The sequence below is a fragment of the Vibrio sp. 1401 genome (assembly GCF_033340295.1).
Window position 1 is genome coordinate 24,485 of sequence record NZ_JAWOWF010000035.1, and the last position, 23,554, is coordinate 48,038.

The following is a 23,554-nucleotide window of genomic DNA, read 5'->3' on the forward strand; positions in this document are numbered from 1 at the left end:
AAAGCTTCCATTCTCAATGTATGGCGCTAAAATGCAGCCCTACTTTATAATAGGACTTATTCTCAATTACAATGCTTCTGAAAAATGACACTATTAGCCGTTCTTGGTTGATAACACAAGTAAAAAAGCACAAGTCCAAGCTGATCATAGCGAACTTGATAGCGGTGCTTGCAACCTTGATTAGTGTTCCAATTCCCCTCCTCATGCCTTTGATGGTTGATGAGGTCTTATTGGACCAACCTGCAAAAGGCTTAGATGCCATGAATGCCATTCTCCCTGAAGCGTGGCACACTCCGACAGGCTATATTTTCTTCACCCTGTTCTTGGTTGTTCTTATGCGAGCTGCGAGCCAAGGATTAAATATCCTTCAAAGCCGACAATTTACGCTTGTTTCAAAAACCATCACGTTTGAGATGCGCAGTAAAATGATCGACAAACTCGGCCGTATCAGCATCCGACAATACGAAACCAAAGGTAGCGGAGGAATCAACGCACACCTTATCACTGACATTGAGACCATTGATAAATTTATTGGTTCTACGTTAGCAAAATTCGTTATCAGTTTTCTGACTGTTATTGGTACTGCTATCGTTCTACTTTGGCTCGATTGGCGACTTGGTCTGTTTATCCTGTTAGTTAACCCTATTGTCATTTACTTCTCACGTAAACTAGGCAGTATGGTTAAACATCTGAAACGGAAGGAAAATCATTCTTTTGAAATTTTCCAAAACCGCTTAGTTGAAACATTAGATGGAATCTACCAACTACGCGCGGCCAATAAAGAGCGAGAATTCCTCCAACAACTCAAAGACAGTGCGAACCAAGTTCGCGTTGATGCAGACAAGTATGCTTGGCAATCTGAAGCGGCTGGTCGCGTATCTTTCCTTCTCTTTTTGATCGGCTTTGAATTATTCAGAGCTGTCGCAATGTTAATGGTCATGTTCAGTGACCTTACTATTGGCCAAATATTTGCCGTTTTTGGTTACCTATGGTTCATGCTGTCTCCTGTTCAAGAGTTGCTTGGGATTCAGTTTTCTTGGTATAGCGCTAAAGCGGCATTAAAACGCATCAACGACTTATTAGAGTTAGAAGAAGAGCAGAGACCGGTTCCTAAGGTAAATCCTTTCAAAGAAGGTAGAGAAGTTGATGTTAAAGTAGAAAACATTAATTTCTCTTACAATAATGAAAACAAAGTCCTAGATAATCTTTCTTTACATATGCCGGCAGGAAAGAAAGTGGCGTTGGTTGGTGCAAGCGGCGGTGGTAAGTCAACCTTGATACAATTACTTATTGGGGTTTACCGTCAAAACTCCGGTAGCATTCGCTTTAATGATGAATTAACAGAAGATATTGGTTTTGAAGTAATTCGCGACAAAATTGCCGTGGTATTACAGCAACCTATACTATTTAACGATACCTTGAGGCATAATCTAACGCTTGGTGGGAATTTTGACGAAATGTCACTTTGGCGTGCGCTTGAAGTGGCTCAGCTGCAAGATGTTATTTCTCAACTGAACCACGGCTTGGATACTCAAGTTGGTCGTAATGGCATTCGTTTGTCAGGAGGTCAACGACAACGGCTTGCCATTGCTAGAATGGTGCTGAGTAATCCTCAATTTGTTATTTTAGACGAAGCCACGTCTGCGCTAGATACCGCTACTGAAGCGGCTTTACACAAAGCACTGACCGAGTTCTTACGTGGTAGAACAACATTAATCGTTGCGCACCGACTATCCGCTGTTAAACAAGCCGATTTGATCTACGTGCTTGAAGATGGGAAAGTGACGCAAACAGGTACTCATGGTGAGTTAGTTGAGCAAGAAGGCTTATATCAAACCTTATATGGGGGCATACAGTCCCACGCTTAAATCGTTCAAGCTAGAGAGGTCGTTATGATCTCTCTGTCTAAGCACGCCATGCAACCCAATAACGTACGTCTGTGCCAAGGTTGTGAATTGCCTGTCGACATCGTCGACTTACCCCATGGCAAAAATGCACACTGCCCTCGTTGTGGTACACAATTATATCGCGGAGGTAGCCCTAGTCTCTCTGGTAATCTAGCCGTCGCGATAACCTGCATCCTACTATTTATTCCATCGCACTTTTTTAACTTTATTAGCATCCGACTCTTTGGTGTGATGATTCCGGCAACCCTGCCTTCAGGGATGATCACATTGATGGAAGAAGGATTTGTTCTTCTTTCATTGCTCATTCTATTTTGTAGCTCTCTTGCGCCACTGACGGTTTGTGTTTCAGTGGTAACGGCGCATATTTCTTTACATCAACGATGGTTCCGTGGGCTTCGTATCTCACTGTGGCTAATTCAACATTTGAAGCATTGGGTTATGTTAGATGTGTTCTTAGTTAGCATCGCCATTTCCTGTTTTAAACTCCAAGATTATTCCGACATTTTCGTCGGTCCAGGGTTAATTGGTCTGGTTCTTTTGCAGATATTTACCGTTTTGTTAGTTTCAAGAATCAGCGTGCGTCGTTATTGGGAAGCTTGGAAACCAGAAAGTTTATATGCTTTTGAGCATAAAGATGTGCATTGCCATGAATGCCACTTGTCCCAACCTGAAGGTGACCATTGCCAGCGTTGTCATCACGAGTTATATCATCGCAAGCCAAACTCCATTCAGAAAACATGGGCTTACCTCATCGCAGCAACGGTCGCCATCTTCCCTGCTAACCTGATCCCTATTTCCATCTTGCTTACCAATGGTAAGCGTTTGGAGGACACTATTTTTTCAGGCGTAGCTGGTTTGGTAAAAAGCGGCATGTATGGAATCGCTGCGATCATTTTTGTTGCCAGTATCGTTGTCCCGGTGATTAAAATACTTGGGCTCGCCTACATCATGCTTTGCATCCAATTCAAACGTTCGGTGTTTAATAGACAACGAATGATGGTTTACTTTGTTGTTAAATGGATCGGTAAATGGTCTGTGATGGATTTGTTTGTTATTTCTATCATGATGACGTTAGTCGATCGTGGTCAGATACTGGATTTCACACCAGGATATGGCGCGGTAGCATTTGGTGTTGTCGTTGTATTGACCATGCTTGCAGCAGAAAGTATTGATCCAAGGCTAATCTGGGACCAAACAAGCCCAAAACAATCAGAAAAAGAGTCAATGAATGAGTGATCAGAACAGTTCTCAAACGTCATACGTACCAGATGTAAAGCGGAGTAAAGGCATATCTCCTCTTTGGCTGTTGCCAATTTTGACCATGGTCTTAGCTGGCTGGCTTGTGGTGAAGTCGATACACGATGCAGGACAACGAGTGCAAATCTATTTTTCTGATGCCGCCGGTCTGGTCGCCGGCCGAACCACTATCCGTTACCAAGGATTGGAAGTCGGCATGGTAAGAGACATTAACCTCACCGAAGATCTCGGCAGTATTTATGTCGATGCTGATATCTATCCTGAAGCTGCAAAGTTACTGAACGATAAAACACGCTTTTGGTTAGTAAAACCAACAGCTAGCCTAACGGGAGTTTCCGGACTGGATGCGCTCGTCTCAGGTAACTACATCTCGATTCAACCCGGAGATGGTCAAGAGTTTGAGACAACATTCCATGCGTTAGACTCTGCCCCAACAGATTTACGCGTTTCTCAAGGTTTGAATATTAAGCTCAAAAGCCGTGATTTAGGTGGTGTATCGGTTGGCTCTCAAATTGTTTATAAGAAAATCCCAATCGGTGAAGTGTACAGTTACCAGCTAGATGAAGATGCAAAATCTATCACTATTCAAGCCAACATTCAGGATCAATACCGACATATCATTAACAACCGCAGTCGATTCTGGAACGTCAGTGGAATTGGTGCCAGCATCGGTTTTGAAGGTGTCGATGTAAGACTAGAAAGCATGAGTGCCTTACTAGGTGGCGCCATCGCCGTCGACTCTCCGGATGATGGTGAGCCTGTAGAAGAGAACACCGAGTTCCGTTTGTATAAAGATTTGAAAACTGCTGGTCGAGGCATCGCGGTTAAAATCGTCCTACCTGATGACAGCAAGATCAGCGGAGAAGGCGCTCCAATTATGTATCGCGGAATCGAAATTGGCCAAGTTACGGACTTGAGCCTTTCCGAAGGCCGAGAAGTGATATTGGCGTCAGCGGCAATTCAACCCGCTTTTAGTGACATGCTGACGACAGGTACTCGATTTGTCTTAGAAGAAGCAAAGGTGTCCCTTTCTGGTGTTGAAAACATTGCTAATTTAGTGCGAGGAAACTTCTTAACGATCGTGCCGGGCGCGGGTGAACGCTCTCGCCGCTTTACTGCCATTCGTAAAAACGTGTTTAACCAACAGCAAGAAAAGTCCATCGCGATTCGTTTGGTATCCGACAATTCGTTTGGCCTAGATAGCGGTGCCAATGTACTTTATAAAGGCATCGTTGTTGGTTCAATCATCAAAGTGGGCCTAGTTAAGGAAGATAAAAAATCACAACACGAAGTATTTATGGATGTATTGATTGACAATGAATATAAACATCTGATCAAATCAAACAATCGTTTTTATGTAACCGGCAGTGCATCAGCAGAGTTAACTGAATCGGGGCTCAGCGTTACCGTTCCTCCAGCAAAGCAGTTGTTAACTGGGTCAATTAGTTTTGTGAGCGAAGGCAAGCAAGATATTCAAAAAGAGTATCAACTGTTCCAAAATGAATCATTGGCTGAATTGGCGCAGTACAATCAAAGTGGCTCTAGGGCGCTAACACTATTTGCTTCTGAATTGCCGCCGATTTCCAAAGGCAGTCCTCTACTCTATCGTAATCTTCCAGTTGGTAACGTCTCCGATTTCCAACTAGTTGATGGCGGAGTACTAATTAAGGCTACTATCGAAAACCGCTTCGCTTATCTTGTAACGCCAAAAACCGTTTTTTGGAATCGTTCAGGGATTGAGATAGATGCATCATTAGCTGGCGTCAGTGTTAAAGCACACCCTTTGAAGTCGTTAATCGAAGGTGGCATCGCTTTTGACTCCGTGCCAGGCGTTGAAAACAAAATCGGAGAAAACTGGAAGCTGTATTCTGATCAAAAAACCGCTCGCAAGTTTGGGCGCGTCATTGCTTTAGAAACCGACGGTTCGCAAGAGATTGCTAAAGGAATGCCGATTGAATATCAAGGTGTTAAAGTTGGTGAAATCACTCTGGTTGTACCGAATTTTCGTCGTAACATGGTTGAAGTCACTGCAAGGATCCTACCTGAATACGTAGAAAACATTGCGGTTGAAGGTTCACATTTTTGGCTAACTGAACCAGAAATTGGTTTAGGTGGCGTTAAAAACCTCGGAGCGTTGGTGTCGAAATCCATCAGTGTTGAACCAGGTAAAGGTAAAGCCAAATTTGATTTTCAGTTAGAAAATAGTTCAGAACGCGTGCATGGAATCATGTTTACGTTACAAAGTGAACAAAGAGGCTCAGTACAAGTCGGTACACCTATTCTTTACCGCCAGATGGAAGTTGGCCAAGTGACCGACGTAAGCCTAGGAGAATTTGCTGATCGCATCGTCACAACTATCAAAATACAGCCTGAATACGCTTACCTCGTTCGTCAAAACAGTGTGTTCTGGAATGTTTCAGGAGTAGATGTTTCCATCGGGCTTACCGGCGCTAACATCAAAGCGGGAACCTTTGATAGTTTAGTTCGCGGAGGAATTGCGTTTTCAACGCCAGAGCAATCGACTATTCCACCAGCGGCAAAGAGTGGGCAATCTTTCTTTTTGTATTCACAAGCTGAAGAAGGTTGGACTCAATGGCGTACAGCGATTCCTAAGCCGTAGAATAAAGCTCAATTCACGTACAATTGAAGTTTGATCACTTTAAAAGAGCAGCAATCGCTGCTCTTTTTTATTGCTCGGCCCTTGTCACTATTCGTTTCTGCTTCGCTTTCGTATATTATTTGCCACAAATTCTGCAAACGAGATCCCACATTGCATCCTAATGTTTACATCCCAGACGCGTTTCTGGAAAAAATCCAAACTATCCTTCCTGCTCACCTCAACATGGAAGACTTTATCGCGTCGTGCCAAAAGCCACTGCGCAAAAGTATTCGAGTTAATACGTTGAAGATCAGTGTTGAAGCGTTTCTAGAACGAGCAGAAGCAAAAGGCTGGAAGCTTTCTCCCGTGCCTTGGTGTGACACAGGTTTTTGGATTGAAGCGGATGAGTCAGTTGTACCATTAGGCAACACAGCAGAACACATGTCTGGCTTATTCTACATTCAAGAAGCCAGTTCTATGATGCCGGTATCTGCTCTGTTTATGAATGATGAATCTTACGATACCGTGTTAGACACCGCAGCCGCTCCCGGCTCAAAAACCACTCAAATTGCAGCTTTAATGAACAACAAAGGTGTACTTGTGGCCAATGAATACGCCGCAAGTCGTGTAAAAGTACTGCACGCTAATGTAGAACGTTGTGGGGTACGTAACGCCGCACTAAGTAACTTCGATGGGCGCGTTTTTGGCGGTTGGCTACCAGAACAATTTGATGCGGTTTTGCTCGACGCGCCTTGCTCTGGAGAAGGCACCGTTCGCAAAGACGAAGATGCGATGAAAAACTGGACGCAAGCTTCCGTACTCGACATCGCTGACACGCAGAAAGATCTTATTGAAAGCGCCTTCCATGCATTAAAGCCCGGTGGTGTGATGGTTTACTCAACATGTACGCTCAGTACAGAAGAAAACCAACAAGTTTGTCATCACTTGAAAGAAACCTTTGGGGATGCTGTAGAGTTTGAAAGCCTTGAGAACTTGTTTGAAAACGCAGAGGCAGCTCTAACTGAAGAAGGCTTTTTGCATATTTTCCCGCAGGTCTACGACTGTGAAGGGTTCTTTGTTGCAAGAATTCGCAAACTGGCTGCTGTTGAGGCGCCAGAAGTCAAAAAGCGCATGGGGAAATTCCCCTTTGCTAAAACTTCAAAAAAAGAATCGACAGAAATTGCTCAACAACTCCAAAGCGCGTTAGGTATTAAACTTCCAAATGACAGTTCTGTATGGCTTCGCGATAAAGATGTCTGGCTGTTCCCTAATGCTTTAGAAGCGATGATCGGCGAATTACGCTTCTCCCGTATGGGTATAAAGATCGCGGAAGCCCATAAAAATGGCTACCGTTGGCAACACCAAGTCGCGACTGCCCTGGCGACAGGTTCTGAAAGCAACGCCATTGAACTCAGTATTGAAGAAGCGCGCGAATGGTACATGGGGCGTGATGTTCGCCCACAAACCATTCCTGAGGGAATGAAAACAGGTAAAGGCGAAGTGCTTGTCACCTATCAAGGCGCAGTTATTGGCCTTGGCAAGTGGGTAAGCAACCGAATAAAGAATGGCCTCCCTCGCGAATTAGTACGAGATAAGAACTTATTTTAAAAGACGTAACGAACCATAAATAAATGAAAAGCCATCGTATTTGCGATGGCTTTTTAATTCGTAAGTATGAAAGCAAGTGGGCTCGCTAGCGATCCGGACACGCTGTACTAAACTAGTTGTATCAAAGTAATGCTTTGATGTGGCATTTCTCTCTATGTTCACCAACAAAATTATTGTTGGACAAGTTTAGCGCAGGCTCTGCGGAGCCGTTTCCCCTAGGCCCAAAAAAAGGAAAAGTTTGGGCCGTTTTTTTGGCTGTAGATCCGCTATACGTGAGTTTGGACTACGCTAGGCGAATACCGTCTTTCTCAATGACAATTTTACCCTGCTTGTATAAGCCACCGATGGTCTTTTTATAAGTCCCTTTACTTGTGCGGAAAGCATCAAAAATCGCTTCAGGAGACGACTTGTCATTCAAAGGCAAAAATCCGCCTTTCTTCTCTAGCAGGTCAAGGATCTTACTAGAAAGATCGTCCATTTTCGCCACACCAACTTTTTGTAGAGCAAGGTCGATTTTGCCATCTTCACGAATGTGCTTAATAAAGCCTTTCAGCTTTTTACCGATGTAAAGCTTACCAAAAACATCCGATGGGAAAATCATGCCCCAATGCTTACCGTTAACGATAGCTTTATAACCAAGTTGACTACGCTCTGCGATGATCAAATCAACTTGTTCGTTAACTTCATAATTCGCTGGAGTTTTATCTAACCATTTATTGAACTTAGTCGTACCAACAATGCGACCTGACGCTTTGTCGGTATAAACATACACTAAAATGGTTTGTCCGGCAGAGAAGCGAGTGCGTTGCTCACTAAAAGGAATCAGTAAGTCCTTTTCTTTGATGCCCCAATTTACAAAAGCACCTGTCGCATTCACACCCTCAATCTTCATTAAACCCCATTCACCCACTTGGGCAATTGGTCTTTCAATGGTCGCAGCAAGTTGGCTTTCTGAATCGAAGTACAGAAATACGTCTACATGCTCACCAATTTCAATACCCTCTGGTACATACTTACTAGGTAGTAGAACAGAACCGTAATCATCGCCATCCAGAAATACGCCAAAATCAGCCTTTTTAATGACTTCTAAGCTGTTAATTTGACCAATTTTAATCATTGATTTTGTCTCTTTTTAAATTTACGTGGAATTATACCTAAACTAACAAGAAAATCAGAGAGAAAAGCATAGTGCTCTGTTATGCTGTTGTCGTTCAGCTATATGCCCCAGTCACTCTTTTAGTACTCTTATACTTACCTGCTCAACGGAACGCATAAGTTAAGAATGCTTTAGCAAAGTCAGGAGCTTTCTTTGGTCACCGTCGATAAACAAGACTCAATAACATTAAAAATCAGTCATGCACTCGCAAAGAGCAAAAGTGTCGACCTAGATATTTACTTTTTTATACCTGGTGAGCTTGGTTTAAACGCCGATATCATCAGTGAATCCGAATTTTATTACACCTCAATCACACAGCAACGATCTTATTACAGTACTGAAATCCTTCTTCCGCTAGTACACAGTCGACTTGCCAAACGTGGACGCCTGTCGAATCAGCAATACCGAGTAAGTTTGAGTTTGTTCGCTTACCAATACGTTATCGCGCTAGACAAAGCGGTAGCAAGTTTAAACAAGCATGAGAACAACTCCGTAACGGAAGATGAAGTGGACGAAGTTATCGAGCTCACGCTTGAGATCTTAAAGCGCTTGCGGCGTTCTATTCCTTACGAAGAGAACTTAAAACGCTACTACGTTAACATCGATAACTATCTGTCTTGGTATACCGAGCAAAAGTTCCTGTCACTGGTGGCCCACCTACCACGTGAAGGCGACTATGGCACGATCAAGAAGCGCCTGATCACGCTATGTGAGAAAGAGCAAGCCCATCGCAAACTCAACAAATACAACTCATCAAGAGTCGTTGAAGACGTTACTCGCTTATCTAACAAAATGCGCTTGCTAAGGCGATTGATTGAACACCCTATCGTGCTTCGTGAAGAAACCATATCGATGGGTAACAACATCAAGCGTGCAATCAAAGGCATTGCAACCGGTTTAGTTATGGTTGTCGTGACCTCTACCGTGATTCTCGCTCGCGATTATCTGGGGGAAATTTCTGCCTCATTCATTATCGCGATGTCTTTTATTTACGCTTTACGAGAAATCTTTAAAGATGATTTACGCGATGCTATGTGGCGATGGATCCGTAAAGGCAAGCCAAAATGGCGTAAGAAGTATGTTGATCCAACGACGAAAAAAGTGGTTGGCAAAAAATTGGAGTGGCTCGATTATCGTACCTTAAGTAGCTTGCCGGATAAGATTCAAAGAATACGTAAAAAACGCGTCGTTCAACGTGAAGAGCAGATTCTTCATTATCACGAGAAAACCGAAATGGCGACCTCTCTTTTCTTGAGTGGTTACGAACAAACGAGAGAAACATTGAACATCAGTTTACGCCCTATCATCCGCTTGATGGATAAAAGCTCAAACCGAGTTTACCGTTTAAATGAAGGTCAAGTAACCAAAGAGTCAGTAGAGAAACGTCATTTGCTCAATGTGATTGTCAAAGAGGACAACCACACCAATGAGCCTGTTTATTACCGCTGGAAAGTGGTCTTAAATCGCTCCAAAATCGTCTCTATCGAGAAGATTGAACTCAATTAAGCCAACGCCTTTAAACAAACGAGCCACAAACCACTAGGCAGCCTCTTTTCTTTGTTGGGCTGCTTTTTTTATCGAAAGAGTAAGCGAGAATTCAGCCATTGGCTCGTCACCATGTAAGTTAGGACACAGCGCGACAATTTTTACGTCACGATTTACTCGTTCACCCGTTGCCAAGGTGTGCTCGAGCATCTCATCAATGACATGACCATCGTTACAAACAAAGTGCACATCGGCTTCCGGGCGCTTTAAAAACTCGGCTTTCACCCCTTTAAATGCCAGCGAGATCGCTTCTCCCTTTTCTTGCGCTTTACTCATAGCAAGAAAACCACCAGCAACATCAGCGCCAACGGCTAAAGCGCCGAAATACATGCTATTTAGGTGGTTCTTCGTTCTTCTGCGCAATGGGATACGAACCTCAACATGCTTGCTATCTATCGCAATGATTTTAGGGTGGCAAAGCCAAATCAGCGGCACTTTTGAAAAGCCAAACAGATTTAGATACAAATTCGCACGACGTAGAGCTGATAACATTTTGGTCTCCTTACCAATCTAGTCAGACCAGTTAATCAACGAAAGAAATAGATGTCAAAGAAATGTTAACAAAAGCTCGATCTCACGAGTTATTTAACCCTCAGGAAGTGACGGCGTCACTCTCGAGGTATGAAGTTTATCGCAGTTACTTAGATTACCTTACAGCGAGATAGAGAAAATGGTTATAAATTCAAATGTATATATATTGATTTAATGATCAAGTTTTGTCATTTATACATAAGTCATTTAAATGAATACCTACACCTTTGTATACAATTCGGTATTTCCTGGCGAAGATTCCCGTGAAACGGTTTATTCCTGCCTGTAATTCCGTTATCTTTACCCCTTCGCAATAGAGAATAAAGCTATAACATGCCTATAAAAACAGATGAATTGAGAACCCAGCCTTTGGGTCTAATGCCTACCCCAGCAGAGCTAGGTAGTGTACATCCTATTACGGATGACGTTGCAGACCGTATCGCTCAATCTCGTCGTCAGATTGAAAACATTTTATCGGGTGAAGACAATCGCCTTCTTGCGATTGTAGGTCCGTGTTCTGTTCACGACACTGAAGCTGCCATTGATTACGCCACTCGCCTGAGTGAAATCCAAGACAAGTACAAAGACGAGCTATTTATCGTGATGCGTACTTACTTTGAAAAGCCTCGTACAGTAGTTGGTTGGAAAGGTTTGATTACGGACCCTAACCTAGATGGTTCTTACGCACTTGAAGCTGGTCTTCATAAAGCTCGTAAACTACTACTGGATATCAACAAGCTTGGTCTTGCGACTGCTACTGAGTTTCTTGATATGATCACTGGCCAATACATCGCGGATTTGATCACTTGGGGCGCGATTGGTGCTCGCACAACGGAATCACAAATTCACCGTGAAATGGCGTCGGCACTATCTTGCCCAGTTGGTTTCAAAAATGGCACAAATGGCAACGTAAAAATTGCAATTGATGCAATTCGCGCATCGAAAGCATCGCATTACTTCTACTCGCCAGATAAGAACGGTCGAATGACGGTTTACCGCACAAGTGGCAACCCTTACGGTCATATTATTCTGCGCGGTGGAGAAAAAGGCCCTAACTTTGATGAAGCATCAGTCAAACAAGCATGTGATGCTTTAGCTGAGTTTGGATTGCCACAACGTTTGGTTGTGGATTTCAGCCATGCAAACTGTCAGAAGCAACACAGAAAACAAATCGACGTAGCTCAAGACATTTGTAACCAAATTAAGTCAGGCAGCACTCGTATTGCGGGTATCATGGCCGAAAGCTTTATTCTTGAAGGCAATCAGCCAATGACTGACATCAATAACCTAACGTATGGTCAGTCTATTACAGATCCGTGCCTAGGTTGGGAAGACACTGCTACAATGCTAGATATGCTGGCAAGCGCTGTTAAGTCCCGAAAGTCCCTATAACAAAATAATCAAGGAATCTTCATGCCATCGTTTGATATTGTTTCTGAAATCGATACGGTTGAACTACGTAACGCCGTTGATAATGCTAACCGTGAATTGTCTACTCGTTTCGATTTCCGCAACGTAAATGCGAGCTTTGAGCTAGTAGAAGAAAACGTAAAAATGTCTGCGGAAGGTGACTTCCAACTTAAGCAAATGCGCGACATTTTACGCGGCCACTTAGCGAAGCGTAACATTGACGCGAACGCAATGGATGCACAAGACCCAGACGTTACTGGTAAAAACTGGCACCAAACTCTGCTTTTCCGCCAAGGTATTGATACTCCAACGGCGAAAAAAGTAGTGAAACTTATCAAAGACGCAAAGTTAAAAGTACAAGCCTCTATTCAAGGCGACAAAGTACGTGTTACTGGTAAGAAACGCGACGACCTGCAAGCGACAATGGCAGCGATTCGTGAAGCAGAGATGGGTATCCCATTCCAGTTTAACAACTTCCGTGATTAATCAATCTGAGAAGTAAATAAAAACGCCAGCGGATTATGCGCTGGCGTTTTTTATTGGCTTTTGTGTAACGAACTACGTATCCATTTTTAGCATTTGGCATTGCTAGATAACTAAGTCCTGCCCTTGCAGCAATACGAATTCGCTCGTTCCTTGTGGTATGAACACGCAAATTCGAAGCTTTTCAGCTTTAGCCTTGGCCAGCATATCCGAAAGCTCAGCAGCGCTCGAGAAAGCTTCTCTTTCTGCATCTCTTCGTATTAGTTCTAACACATTCGCTTCACATCGAGTTGAGTACAGAGCCAGCTCCGCTTGTTGCATATAGCGTACGGCTTTTATTGGCAACATCTCAACATCTTTCCCAACATGTATCCAAGTACAACTTCCCTTTTCATCTATAGGTGTTGCCATGGTCGCTTGGTAAATTGCTTCTAACTCTCGATTATCTCGCGCGTTTTCCACCTCGGGATTCGAGAAGAGTTGCTCCCAAAACTTGCGCCGTAAATCGACGCTAGGCAGCGCCTCTTTAATTGAGTTTCGCTTTGAGTTAGCAAAATCCGCCATCAACCCCATGTTTTGTGGCAGTATCGATTCAAGTTTTTCACGGATGTTTCGAATTAAAACTGGCGAAGCTCCACCACTAGAGATAGCGATTTGGATGCGGCCACGATTAATCATAGACGGCGTGATGAAATCACAATAAGGCTTATCATCCACAACATTAACCAAGATGCCTAGCTCTTTGGCATCTTTGTACACTTGGTGATTTAGCTCAGGATTGTCTGTCGTCGCCCACACTTGAACAAAGCTTTTAGTGACAATGTCACTCGAATAGAAACGTTGTACCCAGCGCAGTTGATGCTCAGAAGCAAGCTTAGACAGAAAATCAACCAACGTCGGAGAAACGATAGTCACATCCGCCCCAGCCTTTAGCAACGCTTCCACCTTTCGGCTTGCCACCTCACCACCACCCACGACGAGAACGGGTTTATTAATTAAATCTAAGAACAGAGGAAAATATCGCATTTCAATCCATGATTACTCTAATTAGCTGTTGTAGACCATGCTACCAAAAATGGGGCAAGCTCATCACCCTGTTTCGGCATCACAAATAATTTTTGTTTGAATTTTTACTGAACTTCACCTTGCTCAGCTAATGACAGTTTTAATAACAACTTTTTATTCTTTTGTATTGTTCACTCTTCTATTGATTGTTCTGATGCACCAAATTGTCCATGAATTGCACTATTTACAAACAATTAACATTTCGTCATTCTAAATCTCAAGGCACTTTGTAAGTTCTCTCAAAACTTCATTTAAATTATATATTTGAGAATTAACAGATCCTTTCCTACGCTTATAACTGGTTGATCTATCGAATGCCGTTTCTTCGAAAATCAATCACGTAGGACGATAACTCTAACGAATTAGACACGTTATTTCAGGTCACTCCTGATTAAACATGGATCATACAGGAAGGATACAAATGGCAAATAAACTCACAGTTCTTGCTTCCGTCGTAGCGGCTTCTACTGCGATGATGGCAACATCAGCTCAAGCAGCAGACACTACTCTGGACAAAGTCACAAAACAAGGCTTTCTTACTTGTGGCGTAAGTACCGGTCTACCTGGTTTCTCTAACCCTAACTCAAAAGGCGAATGGGAAGGTATCGACGTAGAATATTGCCAAGCACTGGCTGCAGCCGTTCTTGGGGATAAAACGAAAGTTAAATATGTACCCCTAACCGCAAAAGAACGTTTCACTGCGCTTCAATCTGGTGAGATTGATGTGCTTTCCCGTAACACGACCTGGACTCTCCACCGTGACACTGCACTGGGCCTAAACTTCGTAGGTGTGAACTACTACGACGGTCAAGGCTTTATGGTGAAGAAGGAACTTGGTATATCAAGTGCTAAAGAGCTTGATGGTGCGTCGGTATGTGTTCAATCAGGTACAACAACCGAGCTAAACCTTGCAGATTATTTCCGCAACCAAGGCATGGCGTACAAACCAGTGGTATTCGACACAGCGGCGCAAACTTCGAAAGGTTTTGATGCGGGACGCTGTGACGTATTAACAACTGACCAATCTGGCCTTTATGCACTACGTTTGAATTTGAAAGATCCGTCCTCTGCGGCCGTTCTTCCAGAAATCATCTCTAAAGAGCCACTAGGTCCAGTCGTTCGTCAAGGCGATGATCAATGGTTTAACATCGCTAAGTGGACATTGTCTGCGATGATTAACGCTGAAGAATACGGTATTAGTTCGAAGAATGCGGATGAAATGCTGAAGTCAACAGATCCAAACATCAAACGTATCCTCGGTGTTGATGGCCCTAAAGGCAAAGGGTTGGGTATCCGTGACGATTGGGGCTACCAGGTTATCAAACAAGTTGGTAACTATGGTGAAAGCTTCGAACGTACAGTCGGTACTGGTTCGCCATTAGAAATCTCTCGTGGCGTTAATGCGCTATGGAATGCAGGCGGCTTTATGTACGCGCCACCAATCCGATAGAAAGAGTTAATCAGGGCGGTTCATGCCGCCCTTTTTCTTGATTATATCTCACTGTATGAGTAAGGATCGCTCATTGGATGGCGAAAAGCGCTCGCTTTGTGGAACGGCTTTAAAGGTTCGTAAGCCGCTAGACATGAGAGCGTTATTCTTTAGCCAGCAAGGACGAAACTTCGTTATACAGGCCGATATCTATAACTAAGGTTTGAGGTTATCGCTGTATGAAACCGACACAAGATGCATCGCCAAGTACGATGTCCAAACCAAGCGGAAGCAAGAGCCTGATTTATAATCCTGCCTTTCGTTCTGCTATTTTCCAGATCATTGCCATTGCTGCACTGGTATTTTTCTTTTACACGATTGTAAACAACGCTCTCAATAACTTAGATGCTCGTGGTATTGCAACGGGCTTCGGTTTTCTGAATCAAGAAGCCGGGTTTGGTATTGGGTTAACATTAATTGAATACGATGAAACGTACTCTTACGGTAGAACATTTATCATCGGCCTTCTTAATACGGCGTTAGTCTCTGTATTAGGTATTATTCTGGCTACTGTGATTGGCTTTACCATGGGGGTTGCCCGCCTTTCTTCTAACTGGTTAGTTAGTCGTTTAGCGGCAGTTTATATCGAAACTTTCCGAAATATCCCCCTTCTTCTGCAAATATTCTTCTGGTATTTCGCTGTTCTTCAAGCATTACCCTCACCACGCCAAAGCTTAAGTCTTGGTGAAGCTATTTTCCTGAACGTTCGTGGCTTATATTTCCCTGCACCGACTATGGAACCTGGCAGTAGCTACGTTATTGCCGCGTTAATCTTCGGGGTAATCGCAAGCTTATTAATTAATGTATGGGCGAATAATAAGCAACGTCTCACTGGGCAACAAACCCCAATGGGAAGAATAGTTTTGGGTTTAGTTGTTGGCCTTCCATTGGTTGTGTACTTCCTTGCTGGTATGCCAATTTCACTGAATTATCCTGAACTAAAAGGGTTTAACTTCCGAGGTGGTATTAGCATTATTCCTGAATTGGCTGCGCTACTTTTGGCATTGAGTGTTTATACAGCTTCTTTCATTGCTGAGATTGTGCGCTCTGGTATTAATGCGGTTAGCCATGGTCAAACCGAAGCAGCGATGTCGCTAGGCTTACCACGCTCGAAAACTTTAAAGCTTGTTGTCATTCCTCAAGCGTTACGAATTATTATTCCACCTTTAACCAGTCAATATCTCAACCTCACCAAAAACTCATCGTTAGCGATGGCGATTGGTTATCCAGATCTTGTCTCTGTGTTTGCTGGTACTACCCTGAACCAAACGGGACAAGCGATTGAGATCATTGCGATGACGATGGGCGTGTACTTGACATTAAGTCTGATTACGTCTGCATTAATGAACTTGTATAACCGTAAAGTCGCGCTGGTGGAGAGATAATATGAGTACTCATCAATTTCAACCGGATCTCCCGCCACCCGCCAATACTGTAGGCTTCGTTGGTTGGATGCGGAAAAATCTATTTAATGGCCCTATCAATTCCATTGTTACTGTCATTCTTGCGTATATTGTCGTAACTGCAATATGGTATATCGTGGATTGGGCGTTTATTAACGCAGACTGGATTGGCTCAACGCGTGACGACTGTAGCCGAGATGGTGCTTGCTGGGTATTTATCAGCGTGCGCTGGGAGCAGTTCATGTATGGTTTTTATCCAGAGTCCGAACTATGGCGCCCTCGCCTTTTCTATATCACATTGGCCATGTTTACTGTTTTACTCGCGTATGAGAAGACACCGAAACGGATGTGGATTTGGCTTTTCTTCGTAAACATCTACCCATTCATCATCGCTGGACTTTTATACGGTGGTGTCTTTGGACTAGAAGTGGTCGATACACACAAATGGGGTGGACTACTCGTTACGCTCATTATTGCGTTAGTTGGTATCGTAGTTTCACTGCCAATTGGTGTGGTGCTTGCGCTTGGTAGACGTTCAGAGATGCCGATCATTCGCAGCATTTGTACCGTCTACATTGAAGTTTGGCGTGGCGTTCCGCTGATTACGGTTTTGTTCATGGCTTCGGTTATGCTTCCATTATTTATGTCTGAAGGTTCAGAGACAGATAAACTGATTCGCGCCCTTATCGGTGTGGTTATGTTTGCCTCCGCTTACATGGCAGAAGTGGTACGCGGTGGTCTACAAGCCATTCCGAAAGGTCAATATGAAGCCGCTGATGCGCTTGGGTTAAGTTACTGGAAAAAGACTGGGCTGATTATCTTGCCACAGGCGCTAAAGATTACTATTCCTTCTATCGTGAACACCTTCATCGGTTTGTTTAAAGACACCAGTTTGGTACTCATCATTGGTATGTTTGACGTACTCGGTATAGGGCAAGCAGCAAACACCGACCCTGAATGGTTAGGCTTTGCTACAGAAAGTTATGTATTTGTCGCGTTAGTGTTTTGGGTATTTTGTTTTGGCATGTCACGCTATTCGATATGGCTTGAAAACAAACTTCATACCGGTCACAAACGATAACTCATCAAGATCAAGGACGTATTATGACGCAACAACAAGATTACATGATCCAATTGAAGGACATGAATAAATGGTATGGCGAGTTTCACGTACTAAAAAATATTAACCTCGACGTTAAGCGCGGCGAGAAAATCGTTATCTGTGGCCCATCTGGGTCGGGAAAATCAACGATGATTCGCTGTATTAACCGTCTTGAAGAGCACCAGGCAGGCAGCATTTACGTCTCTGGTACGGAATTAACTGAAGACTTAAAGAACATTGAAGCAGTGCGCCGAGAAGTGGGCATGTGCTTTCAACACTTTAATCTCTTCCCTCATTTAACCGTACTGGAAAACTGTACGCTCGCGCCTATCTGGGTGAAGAAGATGCCAAAAGATGAGGCAGAAGCAGTTGCGATGAAATATCTGGAACGTGTAAAAATTCCAGACCAAGCGGAGAAGTATCCCGGTCAGTTGTCTGGTGGTCAGCAGCAACGTGTGGCGATTGCTCGCTCTTTGTGTATGAACCCTAAAGTCATGCTTTTTGATGAGCCAACATCTGCACTCGACCCGGAAATGGTTCGCGAAGTACTGGATGTAATGGTCGAACTCGCCGAGGAAGGCATGACTATGCTTTGTGTGACACATGAAATGGGCTTTGCTAAAGAAGTTGCCGATCGCGTGATATTCATGGACGCAGGAGAGATCATCGAAGAAAACAACCCTGTTGATTTCTTCGAAAATCCTCAATCGGATAGGACCCAAAATTTCCTAGCGCAAATCTTACACCACTAAGATTTAGCCGAATCGACATAAAAAAGCACTGGTTTCTATGAAGCCAGTGCTTTTTGTTACTAAATTCAAAAATCTGTGTAAGAATCAATGTAGCTATGCTAGTCAGTAATATTGTGTTACAAGTTGCCAAATACATAACATCTTATTTCTATTATTATTTTATCTAAGTTACGTATGGTTAGGGCTTGATTTTTTGAACTTTCAATCCCATAAATGTACTTAAAAGAAAGTCTCTTATCGAGGAAGATTATGAACAGTCCAATGTTTACCCGCACTTCAACTCAAGAAAGTGCTCTACAAACGAACAAAGTATTGCGTAATACTTACGCTCTACTTTCAATGACACTTTTATGGTCGGCAGTCGTTGCTGGCGTTGCAATGGCATTTAACCTTCCACATCCAGGTATCATCCTAATGCTGGTTGGTTTCTACGGCCTATTATTCTTAACAGAGAAAAACCGTAACAACAGTCTTGGCCTTGTGTTTACGTTCCTATTTACTGGCTTCTTAGGTTACACCGTTGGCCCTATTCTAAACATGTACATAGGTGCAGGCATGGGCGATATCGTATTAACCGCACTCGGTGGTACGGCACTATCTTTCATGGCAGCATCGGCATACGCACTAACAACGAAACGTGACCTATCGATGATGGGTGGCTTAATGCTATCACTATTTGTTGTGCTGGTTGTGGGCATGATTGCAAGCTTCTTTATTCAATCAACCCTTTTACACTTGGCGTTGAGCAGCTTGTTTATCATTTTCTCTACTATGGCGATCCTGATGACAACACAAAGCATTATTCGTGGCGGTGAAACAAACTACATCTCTGCGACAGTAACTTTGTATGTATCAATCTACAACATCTTCATCAGCCTACTAAGCATTCTAGGCATCATGAACGACGATTAATCGTTTCTCGTTAAGTAGAATCAAAAAGCCCGAAGGTAATTCCTTCGGGCTTTTTCTTTGCAAGTAATTCAGTTTGTTACGCTTGGTCTACCGCCAACTCGATAACTTCGTCAGCTTCTGGGTTTTCTCTAAAGCGTCTCACTTTAATCGTTTCCTCTCCTAACATGATTTGCTTGGCGATTCGGTGCATACCGTCAAAAACACGATAGTCACTGGTTAAGATTACCGGATACGACAAATCAGCATTGTTGATTCGTTGGCAATGTTTTGCAATTTCACGGCAGGTTGGCTGTGGCCCTTCATGACTAAACCAAGTCACTTCATTTGGGCCTTTTATATCAGCAATCGCAATTTCTTCTGCAGGTAAGGATTCTGCAAGTTGCCAAATTCGCTCGATGGACCAAGTGGATTTTACATTGTCATTAATCTCAATGTAACGTTGTTTCGACATGACTAACTCCTTGTCATCATTGTTGTTTCTAACCTGAATACAGGCTTTCATTAATCCAATGAGAATATCGGTCTATGAAAACAAACACAACGTTGTCAGCTATTCATTCACCCATAAAATCCCATAATCAGACAAGTAGCCAAGAAAAAACCAAAACAAAAATGAATAAGCCTGGATATCCATGCAATTTCGTTGGTACTCACCCCGTAAAATTTCTAACAAACTGAATAGTTTCCTATTTATTTGAATAAAAGAGCATTTCTATCAAAGTGCCTAGCTCAGTCAAAAACACTCACCATTTTGTACGCTTTTGATTCGCTCGATACGACTTCGAGATTCTTTTGTTGAGAACATTCTCGGCTGTCGCTAATCTATAAACATCCATGTTTACTTAACGGATAAAACGTTATGTTCGTTTACAACGGCAAAGAAATTGAAACGGATGCTCAAGGCTACTTATTGGATCATACTCAATGGGAAGAAGGTATGACTGAGCTTTTAGCAAAAGAAGAAGACATCGAGCTTACGGATGCTCATTTGGAAGTTGTGCATTTTGTGCGAGACTTTTATGAAGAGTTTAATACCTCCCCTGCAGTGCGTATGCTTGTGAAAGCGATGGAAAAAGCGCACGGCCCAGAAAAAGGTAATAGTAAGTATCTATTCAAGCTGTTTAAAAAGGGGCCAGCCAAACAAGCAACCAAATTAGCCGGCCTACCAAAGCCAGCTAAATGCTTGTAGATTCATAAAATTTTAAAACCGCGTAACGGCTTATACGACGCAGGCTCCTGCATCACATGCTCTACTGTTGCCGTTCGCGGTCCTTCTTGTAACCATTCCGAAAACGCAACTATTTGCGCGTCTGTTCCACACGCCATCACTTCAACATCACCATTGTTTAGGTTCTTCGCATAACCTGTTAACCCTAGCTTCAATCCTTGATGGGAAGTATGGTAACGAAAGCCCACGCCTTGAACATGACCTTTTACTATAAATCTCTCACACTTTACGTTCATCTTTGTACCGCTTCTTTTTACTGAGTGATATATTCTTTTCGTCTATTCACCCCACTAAGGATAGTGGGTTTTTGCACGGTTATTATAATTATGAAAGAAATTCCATTCCGCTGGATTGATAAGTACCTCATTCACTTAAAGATTCAAGAAAAGTTCTATTTGCTCTTCGTTCTCCCTCTTCTTGCTTTAGTCATTCTCACTCTCGTCCTTAATAGCGCGGCTAATACACTGATCTCAAGTATGTACCAAGAAGAGCTCATGCTTATGAAAGGTCTGATAGAGGCAGGCAATCTTTCTCAATCTCAAGTAGCAAGCCTCATAGCGGGTTCAGAAACCGTTTCTATTGGCTCTGGTCCGCAATCCGTGTCTGTTTTAAATGGTGCGTACAGTTTGGTTGCGAACCATGAACTTTCTTTATGGACTGCCCTATCAACGACTCAAGTGAGCATCATCTGTGTGAGCTTGTTTATTCTCGCTCTTGGTGTTTACTACATCATGACGTTTATTGGCGGCGCGATGTTCACGATGAACAAAGCATTAAACACTCTTGCTGGTGGCGACTTAACTGCGAGAATGAACTTCTTCCCTGTTCGCGACGAGTTTAGTGAAATTGCTATTACGATAGACAAAGTTGCAGAACGAGAGCAACAAATGGTGCTGTCGATTCAAGAGTCTGTGGCGTTAATGCAACAAATTAGCTCAGACCTGAATCAATCGATTCATCACAGTTCAGATATTTCAGCGACTCAGCAGGAACACCTCAACTCTCTTGCGAGTGCAACTGAACAGATGGCATCAACGATTCGAGAAGTCGCGACACTAGCTCACGATTCAAGCACGCAAACCGATGATGCACGTAACGTGGCTCAGTCTGGACAAGTGAAAGTTGAGAATACGCTTCACTCGATTTCGAACCTCTCTAATGAGATTCAATCTGCGTCTCAAGCAGTAGCGGAGTTAGATGCTAATGCCGCACAAATTGATGAAGTCGTGACAACCATTAATGGGATTTCCGAGCAAACTAACCTACTTGCATTGAACGCAGCCATTGAAGCAGCACGTGCTGGAGAACAAGGTCGTGGATTTGCGGTCGTTGCGGATGAGGTTCGCGCTCTTGCGGGACGCACTCAGCAAGCGACAGTTGAAATCCAAACGATGATTGAATCGTTACAGCGTAACAGCCAGTCGCTTACTAAGCTGATGGAAGTGACAGTTAATAATGCAAATGAGGGACAAAACCTCATGACGGAAGTGAATCACGAAATCGGCTCTTTGGCAGATAAAAATCAAACTATCTCCGACAGTAGCATTCAAATTGCAACAGCAGCTGAAGAGCAAAGTGTAGTCGCGGACAATATCGCCTCAAGCGTTGAAGAAATTCGAGTTCAAGCAGATAACGTGTGCAATATGATAAGCACGACTTCACAAAACGTTGATCAACTGCGTAAGCAAAGCGACACAATGGAAGCACTACTTACTGGACTTAAAGCATAGCAACGGAATCTATTACAGCAAATTCAATAAAAGGGTCACTTTAGTGACCTTTTTTGTATTTAAAAGTCACTACAATGTACTGGATTGCCGAGGGATATTGCTTTTACCATTTACATCCCGGACAATACGCCCCTTTCAAAATTCAACAAGAGCTAATGAAATGACAGCTGCTATCTATTTGGTTAAAGGTCGTGAGAAATCGGTCAAGCGCAAGCACCCTTGGATCTTCTCTCGAGGCATCAACAAAGTTGAGGGCGAACCTGCTCTTGGCGAAACGGTTGATGTATTCACTCACGACGGTAAATGGCTAGCTAAGGCGGCATATTCGCCAGCTTCACAAATTCGTGCTCGTATTTGGAGTTTTGATAAAGAAGAAATCGACACCGCGTTTTTCGTTAAACGACTTAAAGACGCACAACTTCTTCGTGAAGACATTATCAAACGTGATGGCCTTACGGGTTATCGCCTTATCGCAGCAGAGTCTGACGGCTTACCTGGCGTTACGATCGATCGTTACCAAAATTTCTTTGTGTGCCAACTTCTCAGTGCTGGCGCAGAACACAATAAGCAGGCTATTGTTGACGCTCTGGTTGAGAGCTTCCCTGATTGTAATGTGTACGAGCGCTCTGACGTGGCCGTTCGTAAAAAAGAAGGTTTAAAAGAGAGCACGGGCGTTTTGCACGGCGAAGAGCCACCTAAATCGGTCGTCATCGAAGAAAATGGCTTAAAGATTAGTGTAGATATCGTTGGCGGACACAAAACAGGTTTCTACCTAGATCAACGTGATAGTCGCCAGCAAGCGATGAAATATATGAAAGGCAAAGAAGTTCTTAACTGCTTCTCTTACACAGGTGGCTTCGGACTTTACGCTCTAAAAGGTGATGCAAAGCGTGTGATTAACGCTGACGTGTCGCAACCTGCTTTAGATACCGCAAAATTCAACGCAGAGCTAAACGAGTTTGATATTTCGAAGAAGCGTGCCGTGTTCCTAAATGCAGACGTGTTTAAGCTACTTCGTGAGTATCGTGATCAAGGAACTCAGTTCGATGTGGTTATTATGGACCCACCGAAGTTCGCAGAGAGCAAAGCACAACTAAACGGCGCATGTCGTGGTTACAAAGACATCAACATGCTTGCAATGCAAATTCTAAAACCGGGCGGCACGCTACTGACCTACTCGTGCTCTGGCTTGATGGATCAAGTTCTGTTCCAGAAAATCATCGCTGATGCAGCCGTAGACGCTAACCGCCAAGTAAAGTTTGTGGAGCGTTTTGAACAAGCCGCTGACCACCCAACCGATACAGCATATCCAGAAGGTTTCTACTTAAAAGGTTTTGCATGTAAAGTGCTTTAGGCTACGAATAAGTAAGACAAAGC

20 protein-coding genes are annotated in these 23,554 nt (G+C 43.3%); 15 read left to right on the top strand and 5 right to left on the bottom strand.

The annotated features are described in order from the left end of the window. Positions 1-71 precede the first annotated feature (71 nt). The 4 genes from R7Z77_RS16770 to rsmF all read left to right on the top strand — a co-directional run bounded on the left by R7Z77_RS16770 (position 72) and on the right by rsmF (position 7,371). Positions 72-1,868, top strand: a complete 1,797-nt coding sequence (locus tag R7Z77_RS16770; protein WP_017634277.1) for an ABC transporter ATP-binding protein — start codon at positions 72-74, stop codon at positions 1,866-1,868. A 24-nt stretch (positions 1,869-1,892) separates the two neighbouring features. After that, a complete protein-coding gene (locus R7Z77_RS16775) occupies positions 1,893-3,143 on the top strand; it encodes a paraquat-inducible protein A (protein ID WP_318136762.1) in 1,251 nt (416 codons plus the stop codon). Beyond that, positions 3,136-5,784, top strand: a complete 2,649-nt coding sequence (locus tag R7Z77_RS16780) for a PqiB family protein (RefSeq protein WP_318136763.1) — start codon at positions 3,136-3,138, stop codon at positions 5,782-5,784. The genes R7Z77_RS16775 and R7Z77_RS16780 overlap by 8 nt, the downstream gene beginning before the upstream one ends. 150 nt (positions 5,785-5,934) lie before the next feature. Further along, complete coding sequence (gene rsmF, locus R7Z77_RS16785) at positions 5,935-7,371, top strand: 16S rRNA (cytosine(1407)-C(5))-methyltransferase RsmF (protein ID WP_151514807.1); 1,437 nt, start codon at positions 5,935-5,937, stop codon at positions 7,369-7,371. Between the two features lie 283 nt (positions 7,372-7,654). On the opposite strand, the gene R7Z77_RS16790 is transcribed toward rsmF, so the two are convergent. Then, entirely contained in the window at positions 7,655-8,488 is an 834-nt protein-coding gene (locus R7Z77_RS16790; RefSeq protein ID WP_158173906.1) for a S1 RNA-binding domain-containing protein, read from the bottom strand. Between the two features lie 192 nt (positions 8,489-8,680). On the opposite strand from R7Z77_RS16790, the gene R7Z77_RS16795 reads away from it, so the two are divergent. After that, positions 8,681-10,033: a hypothetical protein gene (locus R7Z77_RS16795; RefSeq protein WP_318136764.1), complete on the top strand. Its 1,353-nt coding sequence runs from the start codon at positions 8,681-8,683 to the stop codon at positions 10,031-10,033. A 33-nt stretch (positions 10,034-10,066) separates the two neighbouring features. On the opposite strand, the gene R7Z77_RS16800 is transcribed toward R7Z77_RS16795, so the two are convergent. Next, the gene (locus R7Z77_RS16800) at positions 10,067-10,564 is read right to left on the bottom strand and encodes a DUF4442 domain-containing protein (protein WP_005377418.1); all 498 of its coding nucleotides are present in this window, start codon (positions 10,562-10,564) and stop codon (positions 10,067-10,069) included. A 372-nt stretch (positions 10,565-10,936) separates the two neighbouring features. Between R7Z77_RS16800 and R7Z77_RS16805 the strand changes: the two genes are divergently transcribed. Together R7Z77_RS16805 and R7Z77_RS16810 are read left to right on the top strand one after the other, a co-directional pair. Continuing rightward, positions 10,937-11,995, top strand: coding sequence for a 3-deoxy-7-phosphoheptulonate synthase (locus tag R7Z77_RS16805; protein ID WP_318136765.1), 1,059 nt, complete (start codon positions 10,937-10,939; stop codon positions 11,993-11,995). A gap of 21 nt (positions 11,996-12,016) precedes the next feature. Next, positions 12,017-12,499 carry a YajQ family cyclic di-GMP-binding protein gene (locus R7Z77_RS16810; RefSeq protein WP_005377415.1) on the top strand — a complete coding sequence of 161 codons (483 nt, stop codon included), beginning with the start codon at positions 12,017-12,019 and terminating at the stop codon, positions 12,497-12,499. Between the two features lie 102 nt (positions 12,500-12,601). On the opposite strand, the gene R7Z77_RS16815 is transcribed toward R7Z77_RS16810, so the two are convergent. Next, positions 12,602-13,522: a bifunctional precorrin-2 dehydrogenase/sirohydrochlorin ferrochelatase gene (locus R7Z77_RS16815; protein ID WP_318136766.1), complete on the bottom strand. Its 921-nt coding sequence runs from the start codon at positions 13,520-13,522 to the stop codon at positions 12,602-12,604. A gap of 460 nt (positions 13,523-13,982) precedes the next feature. On the opposite strand from R7Z77_RS16815, the gene R7Z77_RS16820 reads away from it, so the two are divergent. From R7Z77_RS16820 to R7Z77_RS16840, 5 genes are all read left to right on the top strand, one after another. After that, positions 13,983-15,011 (top strand): amino acid ABC transporter substrate-binding protein, encoded by a 1,029-nt coding sequence (locus R7Z77_RS16820; RefSeq protein WP_005377403.1) that lies wholly within the window; start codon positions 13,983-13,985, stop codon positions 15,009-15,011. Positions 15,012-15,229: 218 nt separating this feature from the next. Continuing rightward, positions 15,230-16,435, top strand: a complete 1,206-nt coding sequence (locus R7Z77_RS16825; protein WP_005377402.1) for an amino acid ABC transporter permease — start codon at positions 15,230-15,232, stop codon at positions 16,433-16,435. 1 nt (position 16,436) lies between these two features. Further along, positions 16,437-17,534 (top strand): amino acid ABC transporter permease, encoded by a 1,098-nt coding sequence (locus R7Z77_RS16830; RefSeq protein ID WP_017821868.1) that lies wholly within the window; start codon positions 16,437-16,439, stop codon positions 17,532-17,534. 23 nt (positions 17,535-17,557) lie between these two features. Continuing rightward, positions 17,558-18,307, top strand: coding sequence for an amino acid ABC transporter ATP-binding protein (locus R7Z77_RS16835; protein ID WP_005377400.1), 750 nt, complete (start codon positions 17,558-17,560; stop codon positions 18,305-18,307). 249 nt (positions 18,308-18,556) lie between these two features. Continuing rightward, positions 18,557-19,219, top strand: a complete 663-nt coding sequence (locus tag R7Z77_RS16840) for a Bax inhibitor-1/YccA family protein (protein WP_025766607.1) — start codon at positions 18,557-18,559, stop codon at positions 19,217-19,219. Positions 19,220-19,295: 76 nt separating this feature from the next. Here R7Z77_RS16840 and R7Z77_RS16845 read toward each other — a convergent pair whose 3' ends face one another. Further along, a complete protein-coding gene (locus R7Z77_RS16845) occupies positions 19,296-19,670 on the bottom strand; it encodes a chromosome partitioning protein ParB (protein WP_318136767.1) in 375 nt (124 codons plus the stop codon). A gap of 408 nt (positions 19,671-20,078) precedes the next feature. Between R7Z77_RS16845 and R7Z77_RS16850 the strand changes: the two genes are divergently transcribed. Then, positions 20,079-20,408, top strand: coding sequence for a TusE/DsrC/DsvC family sulfur relay protein (locus R7Z77_RS16850; RefSeq protein WP_318136768.1), 330 nt, complete (start codon positions 20,079-20,081; stop codon positions 20,406-20,408). A 2-nt stretch (positions 20,409-20,410) separates the two neighbouring features. Here R7Z77_RS16850 and yccX read toward each other — a convergent pair whose 3' ends face one another. Next, complete coding sequence (gene yccX, locus R7Z77_RS16855) at positions 20,411-20,683, bottom strand: acylphosphatase (RefSeq protein ID WP_017634611.1); 273 nt, start codon at positions 20,681-20,683, stop codon at positions 20,411-20,413. 90 nt (positions 20,684-20,773) lie between these two features. On the opposite strand from yccX, the gene R7Z77_RS16860 reads away from it, so the two are divergent. Further along, positions 20,774-22,177, top strand: a complete 1,404-nt coding sequence (locus R7Z77_RS16860) for a methyl-accepting chemotaxis protein (protein ID WP_318136769.1) — start codon at positions 20,774-20,776, stop codon at positions 22,175-22,177. Between the two features lie 160 nt (positions 22,178-22,337). Beyond that, positions 22,338-23,531 (top strand): class I SAM-dependent methyltransferase, encoded by a 1,194-nt coding sequence (locus tag R7Z77_RS16865; protein ID WP_318136770.1) that lies wholly within the window; start codon positions 22,338-22,340, stop codon positions 23,529-23,531. The last annotated feature ends 23 nt before the right edge of the window (positions 23,532-23,554 follow it).

What these genes read in the sequence shown, in the direction of transcription:
- R7Z77_RS16770 (WP_017634277.1), top strand. Translation starts at nt 72, where the DNA reads ATGCTTCTGAAAAATGACACTATTAGCCGTTCTTGGTTGATAACACAA.
- R7Z77_RS16775 (WP_318136762.1), top strand. Translation starts at nt 1,893, where the DNA reads ATGATCTCTCTGTCTAAGCACGCCATGCAACCCAATAACGTACGTCTG.
- R7Z77_RS16780 (WP_318136763.1), top strand. Translation starts at nt 3,136, where the DNA reads ATGAGTGATCAGAACAGTTCTCAAACGTCATACGTACCAGATGTAAAG.
- R7Z77_RS16790 (WP_158173906.1), bottom strand. Translation starts at nt 8,488, where the DNA reads ATGATTAAAATTGGTCAAATTAACAGCTTAGAAGTCATTAAAAAGGCT.
- R7Z77_RS16800 (WP_005377418.1), bottom strand. Translation starts at nt 10,564, where the DNA reads ATGTTATCAGCTCTACGTCGTGCGAATTTGTATCTAAATCTGTTTGGC.
- R7Z77_RS16805 (WP_318136765.1), top strand. Translation starts at nt 10,937, where the DNA reads ATGCCTATAAAAACAGATGAATTGAGAACCCAGCCTTTGGGTCTAATG.
- R7Z77_RS16810 (WP_005377415.1), top strand. Translation starts at nt 12,017, where the DNA reads ATGCCATCGTTTGATATTGTTTCTGAAATCGATACGGTTGAACTACGT.
- R7Z77_RS16815 (WP_318136766.1), bottom strand. Translation starts at nt 13,522, where the DNA reads ATGCGATATTTTCCTCTGTTCTTAGATTTAATTAATAAACCCGTTCTC.
- R7Z77_RS16820 (WP_005377403.1), top strand. Translation starts at nt 13,983, where the DNA reads ATGGCAAATAAACTCACAGTTCTTGCTTCCGTCGTAGCGGCTTCTACT.
- R7Z77_RS16825 (WP_005377402.1), top strand. Translation starts at nt 15,230, where the DNA reads ATGAAACCGACACAAGATGCATCGCCAAGTACGATGTCCAAACCAAGC.
- R7Z77_RS16830 (WP_017821868.1), top strand. Translation starts at nt 16,437, where the DNA reads ATGAGTACTCATCAATTTCAACCGGATCTCCCGCCACCCGCCAATACT.
- R7Z77_RS16835 (WP_005377400.1), top strand. Translation starts at nt 17,558, where the DNA reads ATGACGCAACAACAAGATTACATGATCCAATTGAAGGACATGAATAAA.
- R7Z77_RS16840 (WP_025766607.1), top strand. Translation starts at nt 18,557, where the DNA reads ATGAACAGTCCAATGTTTACCCGCACTTCAACTCAAGAAAGTGCTCTA.
- R7Z77_RS16845 (WP_318136767.1), bottom strand. Translation starts at nt 19,670, where the DNA reads ATGTCGAAACAACGTTACATTGAGATTAATGACAATGTAAAATCCACT.
- R7Z77_RS16850 (WP_318136768.1), top strand. Translation starts at nt 20,079, where the DNA reads ATGTTCGTTTACAACGGCAAAGAAATTGAAACGGATGCTCAAGGCTAC.
- yccX (WP_017634611.1), bottom strand. Translation starts at nt 20,683, where the DNA reads ATGAACGTAAAGTGTGAGAGATTTATAGTAAAAGGTCATGTTCAAGGC.
- R7Z77_RS16860 (WP_318136769.1), top strand. Translation starts at nt 20,774, where the DNA reads ATGAAAGAAATTCCATTCCGCTGGATTGATAAGTACCTCATTCACTTA.
- R7Z77_RS16865 (WP_318136770.1), top strand. Translation starts at nt 22,338, where the DNA reads ATGACAGCTGCTATCTATTTGGTTAAAGGTCGTGAGAAATCGGTCAAG.